This window comes from Mesorhizobium sp. ArgA1 (assembly GCF_053714375.1).
In genome coordinates this window covers 20,851-36,079 of the sequence record NZ_JBSKBQ010000021.1, presented here as the reverse complement: position 1 = coordinate 36,079, position 15,229 = coordinate 20,851, and the positions used below count along the sequence as shown (strand labels likewise).

The window sequence follows — 15,229 nt, the reverse complement described above, 5'->3', positions numbered from 1 at the left end:
GAGCGGCTGTCATCGATGCCTTCACGCGCCCTTCAAAGCCCGCTATTTCTGACCCCTCAAAAGGAAAGATCCGATGCGCATCGCCGTGTTTGATGAGAATGAGGCGAGGCTTCATGTACGAGCCCTTGCCGAGATGCTGGCCCAGAGCGTCGAAGACGGCGCGCTCGTTGGCTTCGTGCTGCCTTTCGATGAGCCCCAGGCGCTGGCACATTGGGAGGATGTTTTCCGTTCGGTGAGTGAAGGCGAACGGCTCCTCATCTGCGCCGATATCGACGGCCGCGTCGTCGGCACAGTTCAACTTTATCTTTCGCCGGAGCCGAACGCGCCGCACCGGGCCGAAGTTTACAAACTCCTCGTTCATCGCGACTTCCAGCGGCAAGGCATAGGCCTCGCTCTGATGCAGGCTGTCGAGCGTGAGGCCATCAGCAGAAAACGGTCTCTGCTCCTCCTCGATACGGTCGAGGGCGGGGCCAGCGAGCGACTGTACAGGCGGCTCGACTGGCACGAAGTCGGCTCTGTCCCGCATCACTTTGTCGACCCGCATGGCCAGCCGAAAGTCTCTATCTATTTCATGAAGCATCTGTCGCTTTAGGCCGATAGGCGACCTTCTCGCCGTCTTCCTTCACGAAATCCCGAACAGGGTGGTCGAGCAAATCCAGCACCAGCTCGGATGGCCGGCAAAGCCGCGTGCCGCGCGGGGTTTCGACAATCGGCCGATTGATGAGGATGGGGTGGGCGAGCATCTGGTCAATCAGATCCTCCTCGCTCCATTTCGCGTCGGCCAGGCCAAGCTCGGTATAGGGCGTGCCCTTTTCGCGCAACAGTGCCCGCGCGGACATCCCCATGGCCTTGAGCAGGCCGACCAAGCGAGATCGCGAGGGGGGATTTTTCAGATACTCGACAACGACAGGTGTTTCGCCACTCGCCACGATGAGAGCGAGCGTGTTGCGCGAGGTTCCGCAATCGAGGTTGTGATAGATGGTGACGGTCACGGCCCTGCCCTTTCGGTCTGTGGTGTGGTGTCGGCGGGAATGAGCAACCAGCGCATTACGGCGGCGGCGATGAGTGCGCCGGCAATCTCGGCAAGGATGAAGCCGGGAAGGTCGGCCGGCCGGATGCCGGAAAAGCTGTTGGTCAGCGAGCGGGCGACAGCCACGGCCGGATTGGCAAAGGAAGTCGAAGCCGTGAACCAGTACGCGGCCGTGATGTAGAGGCCGACCAGCCATGGAATGGCGCTCCGCTCGAAGCGCAAGCCGGCCAGGATGACGGCGACCAGGCCGAAGCTGGCAATCCCTTCGGAGAGCCACTGTGCCGCGCCGGTGCGTATGTGCGTCGAGGCCTGCACGAGCGACTGGCCGAAAATGGCGTGCGCCGTCATCGTACCGGCAATGCCGCCGAGGGTCTGGGCCACGATGTATAGCCCGGCCAAGCGCATCGGCAGCTGCCGCAAAACCGTGAAGACCAGCGAGACCGCCGGGTTGAAATAGGCCCCGGAAATTGGCCCAAGAATAGTGATGAGCACGACGAGAATGGCGCCTGTCGGCAGCGTATTGCCGAGCAGCGCCACAGCTTTGTCCGCAGTCAGCGTCTCGGCCATGATGCCGGAGCCGACCACGGTGGCGACAAGGAAAGCAGTGCCGAGCGCCTCGGCCGCGACATGGCGCGGCACACTGTAGTCAGGCATCGGCACGGCTTCCCTTGTTCGGGGCGCAGCATGTCGGGTTGAGCGCTGGCGAGCAGATCTCCGGCCGGCCCGAGCAGCAATCCTCCATCAGGAACCGGATCAGGCCGGTCAGCGCGTCATATTCGGCGCTGTAGACAATCGACCTGGAGTCGCGCCGGGTGGAGACCAGGCCCGCCCGCTCCAGCTCCTTCAGGTGAAAGCTGACGTTGGAGGCCGAGACCTCCACCTGCTCGGCCAGCGCGCCGGCGGCGATGCCGTCCGGGCCGGCAACAACCAGCAGCCGCAGCAGCTTCAGCCGCGTTTCCTGGGACAGTGCCCCGAAGGCGGAAAGGGCTTGACGTTCATCCATATTTCAATAATCCTAAAAATATCGAAATAAGGATTATCGCAAATGCTCGCCGCTGACAACACAGAATTTGACCGTGCCGCGATACCAGATCCCGCCGACATCACCATTGACGGCCTGTTGGGGTTCCTGGCGGCACACAAGGAAAAGCCGTTGGTGTTTTTCTATGATGGCCGCGCCGTGCAGCCCGGCTATCACGTCACCGAGGTGAAGGCCGGCCAGTTCGCGGCGCTGGATTGCGGCGCCAACCCGGAATCCTGGTCGGAAATCTTTGTGCAGCTATGGGACGTGACCGAAGACCGCACGCATATGCCGGCCGCCAAATTCTCGGCCATCATCCGCAAGGTCACCGAGCATGTCGGGCTCGACCATTCGGCCAAGCTGACCTTCGAGGTTAGTGACGGCGTGCGGCCGATGCAGCTCTACCGTGCAGCCCTGCCCGAGATCGTTGCGGGTGCCGTGCATGTCGAGCTGTCGCCACGCCCGGCGAGTTGCAAGCCGCGCGACCGCTGGCTCGAGGCGCAACAGAAGGCCAGCGCCTCATGCTGCGAACCGGCAAGTGACGGCAAACCCTGCTGCAGCTGAATGTGAGCAACAAAAAAGCCCGGACGAACCGGGCTTTTTGACTGTCCTCCTTCGCCAAGGCTTCGGAGGAAGAGTGGTGCCCAGAAGAGGACTCGAACCTCCACTCCTTGCGGAACACGGACCTGAACCGTGCGCGTCTACCAATTCCGCCATCTGGGCTGGTGCGGGCTCATGTAAGCGGGCAAACGACGGGTGTCAACGCGGTTTTAGAGCATGATCCCGAAAAGTGGGAACCGGTTTTCGGAAAAGATCATGCTCAATCAAGAAACACCCGCCTGTGGCGCGCCGGCTCAGTTTTCCAGCACGTCCTTCGACGCCACGGTCGAATCGGCGTTGAGCTTGTAGATCACCGGCACGCCGGTGCCGAGTTCGAGCTTGACGATCTCCTCGCCGCTCTTGCCGTCCAGCGCCATGATCAGGGCGCGCAGCGAATTGCCGTGCGCGGCGACCAGCACCGTGCCGCCCCTCAGCACATGCGACTGCATGTCGTGCAGATAATAGGGCCAGACGCGGGCGCCGGTGTCCTTCAGGCTTTCGCCGCCGGGCGGCGGCACGTCGTAGGAGCGGCGCCAGATATGCACCTGGTCCTCGCCCCATTTCTTGCGCGCGTCGTCCTTGTTGAGGCCGGAGAGGTCGCCATAGTCACGCTCGTTCAGCGCCTGGTCGCGGATCGTCTTCAGATCGCTCTGGCCGACGGCATCGAGAATGTGCTGGCAGGTCTTTTGCGCCCGGATCAGCGCCGAGGTAAAGGCGATGTCGAATTTCAAGCCGCGCGCCTTGAGCTTCTGGCCGGCCTCCTTGGCCTCCTTGTGGCCCTGTTCGGTCAGGTCGACATCACGCCAGCCGGTGAACAGGTTCTTCAGGTTCCATTCGCTCTGGCCGTGGCGCACGAGCACGAGAGTTCCCGACATGTTTGCTCCTTCAGGGATGGGTTGGATTTGAGCAATTCCAGGAAAATAGCGGTTTTCCCTCCGGAATTGCGTAAGAAAATAGACGCCTCAGCTCAGGCCGAGCACGTCCCGCATGGAATACAGTCCGGGCTTTTTGCCGCGCGCCCAAAGGGCTGCCTTGACCGCGCCCCGGGCAAAGATCGCGCGGTCTTCGGCATGGTGGGCCAGCGTGATGCGCTCGCCGGTGCCGGCCAGGATCACGCTGTGGTCGCCGACCACCGAGCCGCCGCGCAAGCTGGCGAAACCGATCGTTCCAGTCTTGCGCACGCCGGTATGGCCGTCGCGTGACCGCACATCGTTGCCGGCAAGCGCAATGCCGCGTCCCGCCGCCGCCGCTTCGCCGAGCAGCAATGCGGTGCCCGACGGTGCGTCGACCTTGTGCTTGTGGTGCATTTCGAGGATCTCGATGTCGTAATCGTCGGCGTCGAGCGCGCGCGCCGCCTGTTCGACCAGCACCGCCAGCAGATTGACGCCGAGGCTCATATTGCCGGATTTGACGATCGTCGCATGGCGCGCCGCCGCTTCTATCCTGGCATTGTCGTCCGCCGAGCAGCCGGTGGTGCCGATGACATGGGCAATGCGCGCCTGCGCGGCATAGCCGGCGAATTCCACGGTGGCTGCCGGGGCGGTGAAATCGAGCACGCCGTCGGCCTTGGCGAAGACCGGCAGCGGATCGTCCGATATCGGCACGTTGATGATGCCGATGCCGGCCAGTTCGCCCGCATCCTTGCCAAGATAGGGCGATCCGGCCCGCTCGACCGCGCCGACCACGCGCGCCCCCGGCATCGAATGGATGGTACGGATCAGCGTCTGGCCCATGCGGCCGGCCGCTCCGACCACCACCAGGCCCATATCGCCCGTTTCGCTCATGCGTTCCTCACTACCTTCTTTGCGCGCGCACGCGGCAACGGAGTTTGAATGGGCTTGGCGTCGTCGACAAGCCCCAGCCCCTTCTTGCCTTGCACGCGGTGGAAGCGGGCATAGACGCTGTGCGGATCGGCCATCAGCGAGGCGTGCGTGCCTTCCTCGACCAGCCGGCCCTGTTCCATGACAATGATGTGGTCGGCATTGACCACGGTCGACAGGCGGTGCGCAATGACGATGGTGGTGCGGCCGGCCATGACGTGCGTGAGCGCTTCCTGGACGCGGGCTTCGGCCTCGTTGTCGAGCGCCGAGGTCGCTTCGTCGAGCAGCAGGATCGGCGCATTGCGCACGATGGCGCGGGCGATCGAGACGCGCTGGCGCTGGCCGCCCGACAGCGTCGAGCCGCCTTCGCCGACCGGCGTGTCGTAGCCTTCAGGCTGCTGGCGGATGAAGTCGTCGGCCGCGGCCAGGATCGCCGCCTGTTCGATCTCGGCGTCGGTGGCCGAAAGCCGGCCATACCTGATGTTGTCGCGGATGGTGCCTTCGAACAGATAGGGCGACTGCGAGACATAGGCGATCGAGCCGCGCAGCGAGTGTTTGGTGACTTTGGAAATGTCTTGGCCGTCGATTTCGATCGTCCCTGCATCGACATCGTAGAAACGCTGCAGCAGCGCCACCAGCGTCGTCTTGCCGGCGCCCGAGGCGCCGACGATGGCCGTCATCTTGCCGGCGGCGGCGGTGAAGCTCAGATCCTGGAGCACCGGCACTTCCTCGACATAGCGGAAGGATACGTTGTTGAACCGCACGGCGCCGGTGGTGAAATGGGCCTCTGCGGCGCCTGGCGCGTCGCCCTGCTTCGGCTCGCGGTCGAGCAGCTCGTAGATCATGCGCGCATTGACCAGTGCCCGCTCCATCGAGACCTGCATGCGCGCCAGACGGCGCGCCGGGTCATAGGCCAGGATCAGCGCGGTGATGAACGAAAACACCGCACCCGGCGGCTGGCCGAGGACCAGGGCCCGATAGCCGGAATAACCGATGACCGCGGTGACCGCGAGGCCAGCCAGCATGTCGGAAATCGGCGACAGCCGTTCCGAGACGCGGGCGATCTTGTTGCTGCGCTGTTCGGCGCTGGCGGCGAGGTCGCCGATGCGGCGCGACAGCTCCTCCTCCATGGTGAAGGCCTTGACGATGGCGATGCCTTGGGTCGCCTCCTGCACGGCGCCGATCAGCCGGGAATTGATCAGCACCGATTCCCGGTTGATCTTGCGTACCCGGCGCGTGATGTAGACGACGGCCCAGATCAGCGGCGGTCCGATCAGCAGCGAACTCAGCGACAGCACCGGATCCTGGTAGATCATGACGCCGACAAGGCCGACCAGCGTGACGGCGTCGCGGGTGATCGAGACCAGCGTCAGCGACAGCAGGTCGCGAATGCCGCCGACATTCTCGTTGACCTGTGCCGCCAGCCGGCCCGAACGCGTATCGTTGAAGAAGTCGACGCCGAGCTTCATCAGATGATCGAAGATGCGTCTCTGGTAGCGCGCCACCAGATTGTTGCCGATCTTGGCCAGCGCCACCGCCTGGCCGTAACCGGCGAAGCCGCGGATCATGAAGGCGCCCATGAAACCGGCGCAGATCCACACGACGGCGCCGCCCTGCCGTTCGTAGAATATCTGGTTGACCATCGGCGCCATGATCCAGGCGCTGAAGGCTGTGGTGCCCGAAACCAGCAGCGAGCAGATGATGGCGACGGCATAGGACGAGCGATAGTCGCGGCTGTTTTCAGCCAGGATGCGGCGCAGCACCGCCGTGACCTCGGCCGGCCTCACCTTGGCTCTGTTTGGGCTTTGAAATGTCAAATCTGCAGCACTTCGTCGGTTTCCGCGTCGTAGGGCGAGCTGGAATTCGGCCTCCTCTTAACGCTCCGGCCGTGACTTGCCTATGGCCAAGGCGGCGAAACTTCGTCGCGGCTCAGTTCACGGTTTGGCGTTGCTCGCCACTTTTTGCAGTGCGGATCACGCCCGCCAACGCCGTCCCTGCGTCTGGACGCCGAACAGCGAGGGGTTTCTGGCATAGGCGGCAAGGCCTGAAAGGGCCGCCAGCGGGTGGGTGATGACATAGACCGGCATCGAGGCCATCAGCGCGCTGTGCGGGGCCTTGTCCTCGAAGGCGGCGCGGAAATTGCCCTGCTTCAGCGCCGGCACGATCTTTTGCGCGATGCCGCCGGTCAAAAACACGCCGCCGCGGCTCATGAACACCAGGGCCAGATCCCCGGCGGTGCGGCCGAGGCAGGTGACGAACAGCGCCAGCGCCTCCTCGGCCACCGGATCGGTCCTGGCCAGCGCCGCGCCGGTGATTTCGGCCGGCGTGGTGAACGGCGTCGGCTTGCCATCCGCCTTGGCGACGGCGCGATAGACATTGACCAGGCCGCGCCCGCACAGGATCTGTTCGCCCGAGATGCGGCCTTCGAGCTTCTCGATATGCGGAAACACCTCGAAGTCGCGCGGCGTGCGCGGGCCAATGTCCATATGGCCGCCCTCGCCGGGCACCGGTATCCAGTGGTTGAGGGCATGGACCAGCCCGGCGACGCCCAGTCCGGTGCCGGGGCCGAGCACCACGCGTCCGGCATTGGGCTCCGGCGTGCCGCCGCCGATCTTTTCCATATGCTCTTCGCCGAGCGCCACGACGGCCAGCGCCTGCGCCTCGAAATCGTTGAGCACGACGATGTCGCTCAGGCCCAGATTGGAAAACATCTGCTTCGGCTTCACCACCCAGGGACAGTTGGTGAGCGGGATCTCATCGCCATCGACCGGCCCGGCGATCGCCAGCACCGCCGAATTCGGCCGGATGGACGAGCGGTCGAGCACCGCCGCCTGGATCGCCTCGTCGATTGTGGTGAAATTGGCCGTCTGCACGATATGCGGCTCGCCGCCGTCCGAATTCGCGTCGAGCACGATCGAAAAGCGCGCATTGGTGCCACCGATGTCGCCGATCAACACTGGAAACCGCAACGCTGCGTCGTCGTCGCCTGCCATGCCTTGGTCGTCCCCTTTGCGATGCTGTTGCGCCGTTTCAATCGATTGACTAGCGCATGGGTTTGAAAAGGGAAACGCTTTTCGAGCCCGGCGGCGCACTGAGGTCGACTCTGCGGCCAAACGGCCACGATCTCGCCGCTAGGCGGACGCTTTGTACTCCTCGCGAGCCGCAGACCAGACTTCGCGAGCCGCATCGACATTCATGGCGGCAATTCCCAGGCCGACAATCAGGTCGGGCCACGCAGAATGCCAGATCACAGCAGTGACAAGGCCGGCGCCGATAATGGCTATGTTGGCGAAGGCGTCGTTGCGCGCGGAAAAGAACGCCGCCTTTGTCAGGCTGCCGCTGGACTGGCGGAAGGGTGCCAACATGAACGCGCAAGACAGGTTCACGGCCAAGGCGCCGGCGCCTGTCAGGGACAGCGGCAACGGCGCCGGCGCGACCGGCAGGTTGAACTTGGCCCAGGCCGTCCAGAGCGTTGCCAACCCAGGCACCAGAAGAATGGCCGCCAGGGCCATGCCAACCTTCGCACGGCCAGGTGCGGCCCAGCTCAGGGCAACCAGAATAAGAAAATTGACCGAGGTATCTTCCAGGAAATCAACACTGTCCGCGAACAGCGACACGGAGCCGATCGCAGATGCCACGGCGAACTCGACGACGAAGTATCCCAGATTGAGAAGAGCTACCCGCCGGACGACGCGGAGAAGGCCGGTATCCTCCGTCTGCAATGCCGTACCTCCTGCCCGCGCTATGGCAGGATCATTGCACCTTGAGTGACCGGCGGTAAAGCGCCGGTTGCCAGACGTGAAGCAGCGGTCAGCCTCCCGGCCGTGGTCTCGGCAAAGGCACGCCGATCTCCGGCGTCTCGGCAAAGGCGTTGACGGCGCTTGGCAGTCCGGCCGCGTTGCTCACGGCGGGCGGCGGAGGCGCGGCAGGTTCGGGCACGGCGACAGCGATCGGCACGCCGCCGCCGCGATAGGTGACGGCTTCCGCCGAATCCGCGTCGGGCTGGTCGAGCACGAACTGGCACTGCTTCGGCAGGTTCGCCATCGTCATCACGTCGCGCGCCTTGGGCGCGTCCGGGTTCTTGTTGGGACGCCACGGCTCCTCGGTGAACCACCAGGCCAGCGGCTTGCCGCAGCCGTCATCGTCGGGCGTCGCTTCCTGTCCCTTGCAATTGGGCGAACCCGGCTGGCAGCCGATGCGGATGTGGAAATGGTAGTCATGGCCCCAGAACGGCCGGATCTTGCGCAGCCATGAGCGGTCGCCGGTGACGCTGTCGCACAGCTTCTTCTTGATGCCCGGATTGACCAGGATGCGCTCGACTTCCGGATAGCTCGCCGCCCGCCTCAACAGCTGCGTATGCATAGGCTTCCACAGCCGGTCCTTCACCAGATGCGTCTTGTCGTCGACCATCAACGTGGCGCTGATGTTTTCGCGCTCCTGGGTCGTGAGCTTGCGGTCGGGCATCGGCGTCAGCCAGATGTCGGCGTCGAGGCCGATCTGGTGTGAGGCATGCCCGGTCAGCATCGGGCCGCCGCGCGGCTGCGAGATGTCGCCGATCAGAAGCCCCGGCCAGCCGTCGGCGGCGGCATCGCGCGACAGTTTCTCGATCAGCGCGATCATCGTCGGGTGGCCCCAGCGGCGGTTGCGCGAGGGACGCATCACTTCCCAGTTCTGGCCGTCCATCGGAATGGCGACGCCGCCGGTGAAGCAGCCCTTGGAATAGAAGCCGAAGGATTGCGCAGCCGCCACCGCGGGCAGCTTCTTGGCCCCGAACAGGTCTTTTGCCCGCGGCTCGGCCGTGATTGCACCCGCCACCAGCCCTGCCAAGGCAACGATCGTCAGCGCCGCCGTCAGGAACGGCCGTCTGCCGGGCAAGGATCGCATCGAAATCGTCATGAGCCCCCACTGCAACAAAGCCGCGCTGCTCGGCGAATCATACCACGCTCGCCGCTTGGTTTCGATCACGGTCGCTTCATAGGGCTGCGCGGCTCGCCGTCGCGCCAGGTTCCATCGGCCCACATCCGGTCGAATGCCTGGCGGTAGTCCGGAAAGCGGAACCGATAGCCCGCCGCCTTGATCGCGGTGTTGGCGACGCGCTTGTTCTCGCCATAGAAGGACCGCGCCATAGGCGAAAGTTGGGCGGTCTCGAAAGGAATTTCCGGTGGCGGCTCAACGCCCATCAGCGATGCGGCATAGGTGACGACATCCTGCGGTGGCGCCGGCTCGTCATCGGTGACGTTGAAAATGCCTGATATGTTGCCCTCGGCGAGATGCCACAGCGCGCCGGCAATATCGTCGCAATGGATGCGGTTGAAGACCTGGTCCGGCTTGACCAGCCGCCGTGCGGTGCCATTCTCCAGATTGACCAGCGCGTTGCGGCCCGGCCCGTAAATGCCGGACAGCCGCAGGATTGCCTCCGGTTTGCCGATCTGCCGGCCAAGCTCCAGCCAGTCCTGCTCGGCCGCCACCCGCATGGCCGAACGCTTCGACACCGGCCGGCATGCGGCCGTCTCGTCGGCCCAGGCGCCGTCATAATTGCCGTAGACGCCGACGGTCGAGAGATAGCCGATCCATTCAAGCGCCGGCATCGCCGCAATCGCCTGGCGCGCCGCATTGAGCACGGGGTCGCCGGCCTCTTCCGGGGCGACCGAGATGACGAGATGGGTCGTTTTCTCCAGCGCATTGCCGATTTCGCCCGTCAGCGCGCCGTCGAACAGCAACGGCGCAATGCTGGCCTGTTTGAGCGATTCGAATTTTTCAGCCGAGCGCGTAGTGCCGAAAATCGTCGCCGCCTCCCCGTTCGCCCGGGCAAACGCCTTGCCCGAATAGCCGGCGCCGAAGATGAAGATCTGCTTTTCGCTCATGCATGCGCCTCAATTGGCAGCGCGGACAGCCATTCGTCCCGCACTGTAGCCTCGGTTTCGCTTTCCAAGCTGATGGCGGCCAGCTCCCTGAATTCGGCAGCCGGCGCCAGCCGGGCCAGCGCCCAGATCGCAGCGCCGCGCACCAGCGGCGACGGATCGTCCAGCAAGGCGCGGACCAGATCGGCCAGCGAAACATCGGCGGAATTGCCGGCGGCGGTCAGCACATTGCGGACAAAGCGGTCGCGACCGATGCGCTTGATCGGCGACCCCGAGAAGAAAGCTCTGAACGCCGCGTCGTCTAGGTTCAGCAGCTCGGCCAGCGGCGGCTCGCGCAATTCGTCGCGCGCGGCAAGTTTTGCTTCGGAGGCGGCGCGGGCGAACTTGTTCCATGGACAGGCGGCCAGGCAATCGTCGCAGCCATAGATGCGGTTGCCGATCTTTTCGCGGAATTCGTGCGGGATCGGGCCTTTGTTCTCGATGGTGAGGTAGGAAATGCAGCGCCTGGCATCGAGCCGGTAGGGTGCCGGAAAGGCATCGGTCGGGCAGGCATCGAGGCAGGCGCGGCAGGAGCCGCAATGGTCTATCGCGGCTGCATCGGGCGCCAATTCCGCCGTGGTGAAGATGGTGCCGAGGAACAGCCACGAGCCGTGCTCGCGGCTGACCAGATTGGTATGCTTGCCTTGCCAGCCGAGCCCGGCGGCCTCGGCCAGCGGCTTTTCCATCACCGGTGCGGTATCGACGAAAACCTTCACGTCGCCGCCGGCCCGCGCCACGATCTTGCCGGCGATCTCCTTCAGCCGGCCCTTCATCACCTCGTGATAGTCGCGGTTTTGCGCATAGACCGAGATCGCGCCGCGATCGCGTCTTGCCTGCAGCGCGCGCGGATCGTGGTCGGGGCCGTAATTCATCGCCAGCACGACGATCGAGCGCACGTCGGGCCACAGCGCCGAGGGTTCGCTGCGGCGCTCGAGCGTCTCGGCAATCCACGCCATCGAGCCATGAAAGCCGTCGGCGACGAATTCGGCCAGCCGTGCGGGCGCCAGCGGGATTGCATCGGGGGTGGTGACGGCGACCGCATCGAAGCCGGCGCGCCGCGCCTCGGCGTCGATCAGCGCGCGCAAGGTTTGGCTTCTAGAAGTCGAGGTCCGCATAGTGCGACACAGGCGACAGGCCGCGCACCCGGTCCGAAAGCAGCGGCCGAAACGACGGCCGCGATTTCACCCGCGTGTACCATTCGCGCGCGGCGGCATGCTCGCGCCAGTCGATCTCGCCGAGATAGTCGAGCACCGACAGCGTCGCCGCTGCCGCGAGATCGGCATAGGTAACCTTGCTGCCGGCGAGCCAGTGGCGGGTGCCGGCCAGCCAGTTGGTGTATTTCATATGCTGGCGGATGTTGGCGCGGGCAGCACGGATCGCCGCTGAGTCGGGCGAGCCGCCGCCCGCCGTTTCCGGCATGACTGGCTTCAGCACGCGCTCGCGCACCAGATGCCGGGTCACTTCGCTCTCGGCCTTGTTGAGATACCAGTCGGTCAGCCGGCGGATTTCGGCGCGCTGCATCGGGTCCTCGGCAAACAACCTCTTGTCTCGCTTCAAGACGCCGCGCGTCTCGTCGAGATATTCCGCTATCACCACGGCGCCGACGATCGGCACGTCGCCTTCGGCAAGCAGGATCGGCAAGGTGCCGGCCGGGTTCAGCGCCAGAAACTCCTTGCGCCGCGTCCACGGCTTTTCCTCGATCAGCGCCAGCTCCTCGCCATACTCGCCAAAGGCGAGGCGAACGAAGCGGCAGGTGGCGAACATCGGATGATGGAAAAGCGTCAGCATGGTTCCGCGATAATTAAGCGCACTGGCGAATCGCAGGGCGCACCGGTAAGTCTTGGCGGCCCGTCATGCGACCGTCACGGTGTTGCGACCTATAGGGGGACTTCCGCGCCGTGACAAGCAAGCCCTTTGCTAGTCGTTTCCTTCCGTCACTTGAATGCCGAGGTTGCCATGGATAGCCACACCATTGTCGAAGCCCTGCTGCTCGGCCTGCTGGAGGGGCTGACAGAGTTCATACCGGTCTCCTCGACAGGCCATATCCTGCTCGCCGGCCATTTCCTCGGCTTCCATTCCACCGGCAAGGCCTTCGAGATCCTGATCCAGCTCGGCGCCATCCTGGCGATCCTCAGTGTCTATTTCCGCCGCCTGTGGCAGATGCTGCTCGACCTGCCGCATGACCGGCTGACGCGGCATTTCGTCCTCGGCATCCTGATCGCCTTCCTGCCGGCGGCCATCATCGGCGCGCTGGGGCATGATTTCATCAAGACCGTGCTGTTCGAATCGCCAAGGCTGATCTGCATCATGCTGATCATCGGCGGCGTCGTGCTGCTGGTCGTCGACCGCATGAAGCTGCAGCCGGTCTACCGCGACGTCGAGCGCTTCCCGACAAGGCTTTATCTACAGATCGGCCTGTTCCAGTGTCTGTCGCTGATCCCCGGGACGTCGCGTTCCGGCTCGACCATTGTCGGCGCGCTGCTTCTGGGCGTCGACAAGCGGGCGGCGGCGGAATTCTCCTTCTTCCTCGCCATCCCGACCATGGTCGGCGCCTTCGCCTTCGACCTATTCAAGAACCGCAACGTCTTGACAACGGCCGACCTGCCGATCATCGCCATCGGCTTCGTCGCCGCCTTCGTCACCGCGCTCTTCGTCGTTCGCTTCCTGCTCGATTACGTCTCGCGCAACGGCTACGCGCTGTTCGGCTGGTGGCGCCTGGTGGTGGGTGGCGTCGGGCTGGTGGCGTTGCTGATTTGGGGGTGAGGAGCGGTCCGCGTAGCGGACGGAAAGCCAACGGCTTGTCAGTAAGCCGCCCTCAACCCCTTCCATAAAACGCATTCTCGACATGCACCGGCCAGCGCCAGGGCAGCACCGCCACCATGTCGAAACGCATCGACAATCTGCCATAGTCAGGCTGCCGCGACAGCCAGATGTCGGCGGCGCCCTCAATGCGGCGTTCGGATTCGTGGCCGATCGCCTCCATCGCTTCCATCAGCGTGCGCCGCGCCTTGACCTCGACGAACAGCACGAGATCGCCGCGCTTTGCGATCAGGTCGATTTCGCCGAAGCGGGTGCGATGGCGGCGCGCGAGAATCCGGTAGCCCTTCAGCATCAGCGCCACTGCTGCCAGCCACTCGCCCCGATGGCCGCGCCGATAGGCTTTCTGGCGGCTGGCGCTCGGGCGCTTAGCCATCGCCGGCATCCTTGAGTTCGAGCAAGCGCCGGTAAAGCGCCTGTTTCTGCCCGCCGGTCATTTTCGCGGCTTCCGCCGCCGCCTTCGAGGCCGGCATTTCGGCGGCCAGCGACAGAAGCAGCCGGTCGATGTCGGCGGGTTGGTCGGCCTTGGCCTCGGCCGGGCCGACGCAAATGACGATCTCGCCCTTCGGCGTGTCGGCCGCCGCGTAATGGTCGGCCAGCGCGGCAAGCGTTCCGGTGCGCATTTCCTCGAAGGTCTTGGTCAGCTCGCGGCCGATCGCGGCTTTCCGCTCACCGCCCAGCGCCTCAACCATGGCGACCAGCGTCTCTGCCAGCCGGCGCGGTGATTCGAAGAAGATCAGCGTCGCCGGCACCGCCTTGAACGTTTCCAGCCTGGTCAGCCGCTGCCCTGATTTCACCGGCAGAAAGCCGGCGAACAGGAAGGCGTCCGACGGCAGGCCAGACGCCGTCAGCGCCGCCAGCGGCGCCGATGGCCCGGGAATCGGCACAACGCGCAGGCCGCGCTCCTGCGCCTCGCCGACCAGCCTGTAGCCGGGATCGGAGATCAGCGGCGTACCGGCATCCGAAATCAGCGCCACACTCTGTCCGGCCTCGAGCGCTGCGATCAGCTTCGGCCCGGCCTCGCCGGCATTGTGTTCGTGATAGGCAGTGGTACGGCGGCGGATGCCGTAGCGGTCGAGCAGCACGCGCGAGACGCGGGTGTCCTCGCAAGCGACAATGTCGGCGGCGGCCAGCGTTTCCAGCGCGCGCAGCGTGATGTCGGCGAGATTGCCGATCGGCGTCGCCACCAGATAGAGCGCTGGCTCGAGCGGCCGGACCGGCATCTCGGTCTGGCCGATCACATAGCTGCGTTTTTCGCCGGTCACCGCTCACATCTCCGTTCAGCCCTGTTTGGCATGGCGCCAGCGCGGTTGCAAAACGCCCAGCGTCCGGGCCCGAATCTCACGTCGATGTAATCCGGCCGCCATGTCTTTGCCATAGTAGGGAACGAAACCGTGGCCGGCGGATTGAATACCTGAGTCTCTTGAGGAGGAGGACAGGATGGACAGCCTGAAATTGCAGGACGTTTTCGAGCCCTACTATGCCGGGCGCAAGCGCTTCGCCGCGCCTCGCGCCAAAAGCCAATCCGCCGAAGCCCGGGACGAAGCTATCCGCAGGGAAGCCGGCAAGCGGCTCCTGCGCCGCGTGCTCGCCGAGGCCCGCAACGAAATCGAGACCGACACCGAAAGCACGACGGAGCACTGACCGGACGATGCCCAATCGCTTCGATATCTTCATCACCCGTCTTGAAACCAAGAGCGCCAGAGAAGGCGTGCCGCCGCATCCTATGAATGACCAGCACAGCGTCCGCCGCGACAAGGCCGACGCCAAGCCGGCCCGACCCGGCGACGCTCATGCCGAAAAGGACCGCGGCAAGCGCCGCTTCAAGCACGACGCTTGATCGCACAGAAACGCGCACCATCAGAAGCGCAATCCGCAACGCTGGGCGATTGGCTTCGCCATCCGCGCCTTCGTCATCTACGGGCGGAGCAAGGAGCGTAGCGACGCGGCGCAGACCCGAGGATCCATTCCGTGACGTTGACGTGTTGCGGCGATCCAGAATTCTGCACCGCCGCACTCTTCGGCTGATGTGACGGAATGG

At 64.7% G+C, this 15,229-nt stretch carries 19 protein-coding genes and 1 tRNA gene; 5 read left to right on the top strand and 15 right to left on the bottom strand.

Annotated features, from left to right (window positions below; genetic code table 11):
* Positions 1-73: 73 nt before the first annotated feature.
* Entirely contained in the window at positions 74-592 is a 519-nt protein-coding gene (locus ACWGTI_RS28290; RefSeq protein ID WP_454590112.1) for an N-acetyltransferase family protein, read from the top strand.
* Here ACWGTI_RS28290 and arsC read toward each other — a convergent pair.
* Genes arsC through ACWGTI_RS28275 form a run of 3 tightly spaced genes read right to left on the bottom strand, consistent with a single transcriptional unit; the run spans position 570 to position 2,033 of the window.
* Complete coding sequence (gene arsC, locus ACWGTI_RS28285; protein WP_454590111.1) at positions 570-992, bottom strand: arsenate reductase (glutaredoxin); 423 nt, start codon at positions 990-992, stop codon at positions 570-572. The genes ACWGTI_RS28290 and arsC overlap by 23 nt on opposite strands.
* Complete coding sequence (locus tag ACWGTI_RS28280; protein WP_454590110.1) at positions 989-1,684, bottom strand: aquaporin; 696 nt, start codon at positions 1,682-1,684, stop codon at positions 989-991. The genes arsC and ACWGTI_RS28280 overlap by 4 nt, the downstream gene beginning before the upstream one ends.
* Positions 1,677-2,033, bottom strand: coding sequence for an ArsR/SmtB family transcription factor (locus tag ACWGTI_RS28275; protein WP_454590109.1), 357 nt, complete (start codon positions 2,031-2,033; stop codon positions 1,677-1,679). Before ACWGTI_RS28275 ends, ACWGTI_RS28280 begins: the two co-directional genes overlap by 8 nt.
* A 42-nt stretch (positions 2,034-2,075) precedes the next feature.
* On the opposite strand from ACWGTI_RS28275, the gene ACWGTI_RS28270 reads away from it, so the two are divergent.
* Positions 2,076-2,615 carry a DUF6428 family protein gene (locus ACWGTI_RS28270; protein WP_454590108.1) on the top strand — a complete coding sequence of 180 codons (540 nt, stop codon included), beginning with the start codon at positions 2,076-2,078 and terminating at the stop codon, positions 2,613-2,615.
* A gap of 74 nt (positions 2,616-2,689) precedes the next feature.
* Here ACWGTI_RS28270 and ACWGTI_RS28265 read toward each other — a convergent pair.
* The 10 genes from ACWGTI_RS28265 to ACWGTI_RS28220 all read right to left on the bottom strand — a co-directional run bounded on the left by ACWGTI_RS28265 (position 2,690) and on the right by ACWGTI_RS28220 (position 12,159).
* Positions 2,690-2,774 (bottom strand) — tRNA-Leu (locus ACWGTI_RS28265).
* 131 nt (positions 2,775-2,905) lie between these two features.
* Positions 2,906-3,526, bottom strand: a complete 621-nt coding sequence (locus ACWGTI_RS28260) for a 2,3-bisphosphoglycerate-dependent phosphoglycerate mutase (protein ID WP_454590107.1) — start codon at positions 3,524-3,526, stop codon at positions 2,906-2,908.
* 87 nt (positions 3,527-3,613) lie between these two features.
* Positions 3,614-4,435, bottom strand: a complete 822-nt coding sequence (dapB, locus tag ACWGTI_RS28255) for a 4-hydroxy-tetrahydrodipicolinate reductase (RefSeq protein ID WP_454590106.1) — start codon at positions 4,433-4,435, stop codon at positions 3,614-3,616.
* Positions 4,432-6,288: an ABC transporter ATP-binding protein gene (locus tag ACWGTI_RS28250; RefSeq protein WP_454590105.1), complete on the bottom strand. Its 1,857-nt coding sequence runs from the start codon at positions 6,286-6,288 to the stop codon at positions 4,432-4,434. The genes dapB and ACWGTI_RS28250 overlap by 4 nt, the downstream gene beginning before the upstream one ends.
* Before the next feature lie 156 nt (positions 6,289-6,444).
* Positions 6,445-7,464 carry a glucokinase gene (locus ACWGTI_RS28245; RefSeq protein ID WP_454590104.1) on the bottom strand — a complete coding sequence of 340 codons (1,020 nt, stop codon included), beginning with the start codon at positions 7,462-7,464 and terminating at the stop codon, positions 6,445-6,447.
* 138 nt (positions 7,465-7,602) lie between these two features.
* On the bottom strand, positions 7,603-8,193 hold the full coding sequence (locus tag ACWGTI_RS28240) for a cation transporter (protein WP_454590103.1): 591 nt from the start codon (positions 8,191-8,193) through the stop codon (positions 7,603-7,605).
* An 88-nt stretch (positions 8,194-8,281) separates the two neighbouring features.
* Positions 8,282-9,367, bottom strand: coding sequence for a penicillin-insensitive murein endopeptidase (mepA, locus tag ACWGTI_RS28235; RefSeq protein ID WP_454590102.1), 1,086 nt, complete (start codon positions 9,365-9,367; stop codon positions 8,282-8,284).
* Between the two features lie 65 nt (positions 9,368-9,432).
* Positions 9,433-10,335 (bottom strand): SDR family oxidoreductase, encoded by a 903-nt coding sequence (locus ACWGTI_RS28230; RefSeq protein WP_454590101.1) that lies wholly within the window; start codon positions 10,333-10,335, stop codon positions 9,433-9,435.
* The gene (gene queG, locus ACWGTI_RS28225) at positions 10,332-11,486 is read right to left on the bottom strand and encodes a tRNA epoxyqueuosine(34) reductase QueG (RefSeq protein WP_454590100.1); all 1,155 of its coding nucleotides are present in this window, start codon (positions 11,484-11,486) and stop codon (positions 10,332-10,334) included. Before queG ends, ACWGTI_RS28230 begins: the two co-directional genes overlap by 4 nt.
* Positions 11,467-12,159: a glutathione S-transferase family protein gene (locus ACWGTI_RS28220; protein WP_454590099.1), complete on the bottom strand. Its 693-nt coding sequence runs from the start codon at positions 12,157-12,159 to the stop codon at positions 11,467-11,469. The genes queG and ACWGTI_RS28220 overlap by 20 nt, the downstream gene beginning before the upstream one ends.
* 168 nt (positions 12,160-12,327) lie before the next feature.
* On the opposite strand from ACWGTI_RS28220, the gene ACWGTI_RS28215 reads away from it, so the two are divergent.
* Positions 12,328-13,134 carry an undecaprenyl-diphosphate phosphatase gene (locus tag ACWGTI_RS28215; RefSeq protein WP_454590098.1) on the top strand — a complete coding sequence of 269 codons (807 nt, stop codon included), beginning with the start codon at positions 12,328-12,330 and terminating at the stop codon, positions 13,132-13,134.
* A gap of 52 nt (positions 13,135-13,186) precedes the next feature.
* On the opposite strand, the gene ACWGTI_RS28210 is transcribed toward ACWGTI_RS28215, so the two are convergent.
* On the bottom strand, positions 13,187-13,564 hold the full coding sequence (locus ACWGTI_RS28210; protein ID WP_454590097.1) for a YraN family protein: 378 nt from the start codon (positions 13,562-13,564) through the stop codon (positions 13,187-13,189).
* Positions 13,557-14,453: a 16S rRNA (cytidine(1402)-2'-O)-methyltransferase gene (rsmI, locus tag ACWGTI_RS28205; protein ID WP_454590096.1), complete on the bottom strand. Its 897-nt coding sequence runs from the start codon at positions 14,451-14,453 to the stop codon at positions 13,557-13,559. Before rsmI ends, ACWGTI_RS28210 begins: the two co-directional genes overlap by 8 nt.
* A gap of 175 nt (positions 14,454-14,628) precedes the next feature.
* Here rsmI and ACWGTI_RS28200 point away from each other — a divergent pair, with 175 nt between their 5' ends.
* Positions 14,629-14,832: a hypothetical protein gene (locus tag ACWGTI_RS28200; protein WP_454590095.1), complete on the top strand. Its 204-nt coding sequence runs from the start codon at positions 14,629-14,631 to the stop codon at positions 14,830-14,832.
* 7 nt (positions 14,833-14,839) lie between these two features.
* Complete coding sequence (locus ACWGTI_RS28195) at positions 14,840-15,028, top strand: hypothetical protein (protein ID WP_192258691.1); 189 nt, start codon at positions 14,840-14,842, stop codon at positions 15,026-15,028.
* The last annotated feature ends 201 nt before the right edge of the window (positions 15,029-15,229 follow it).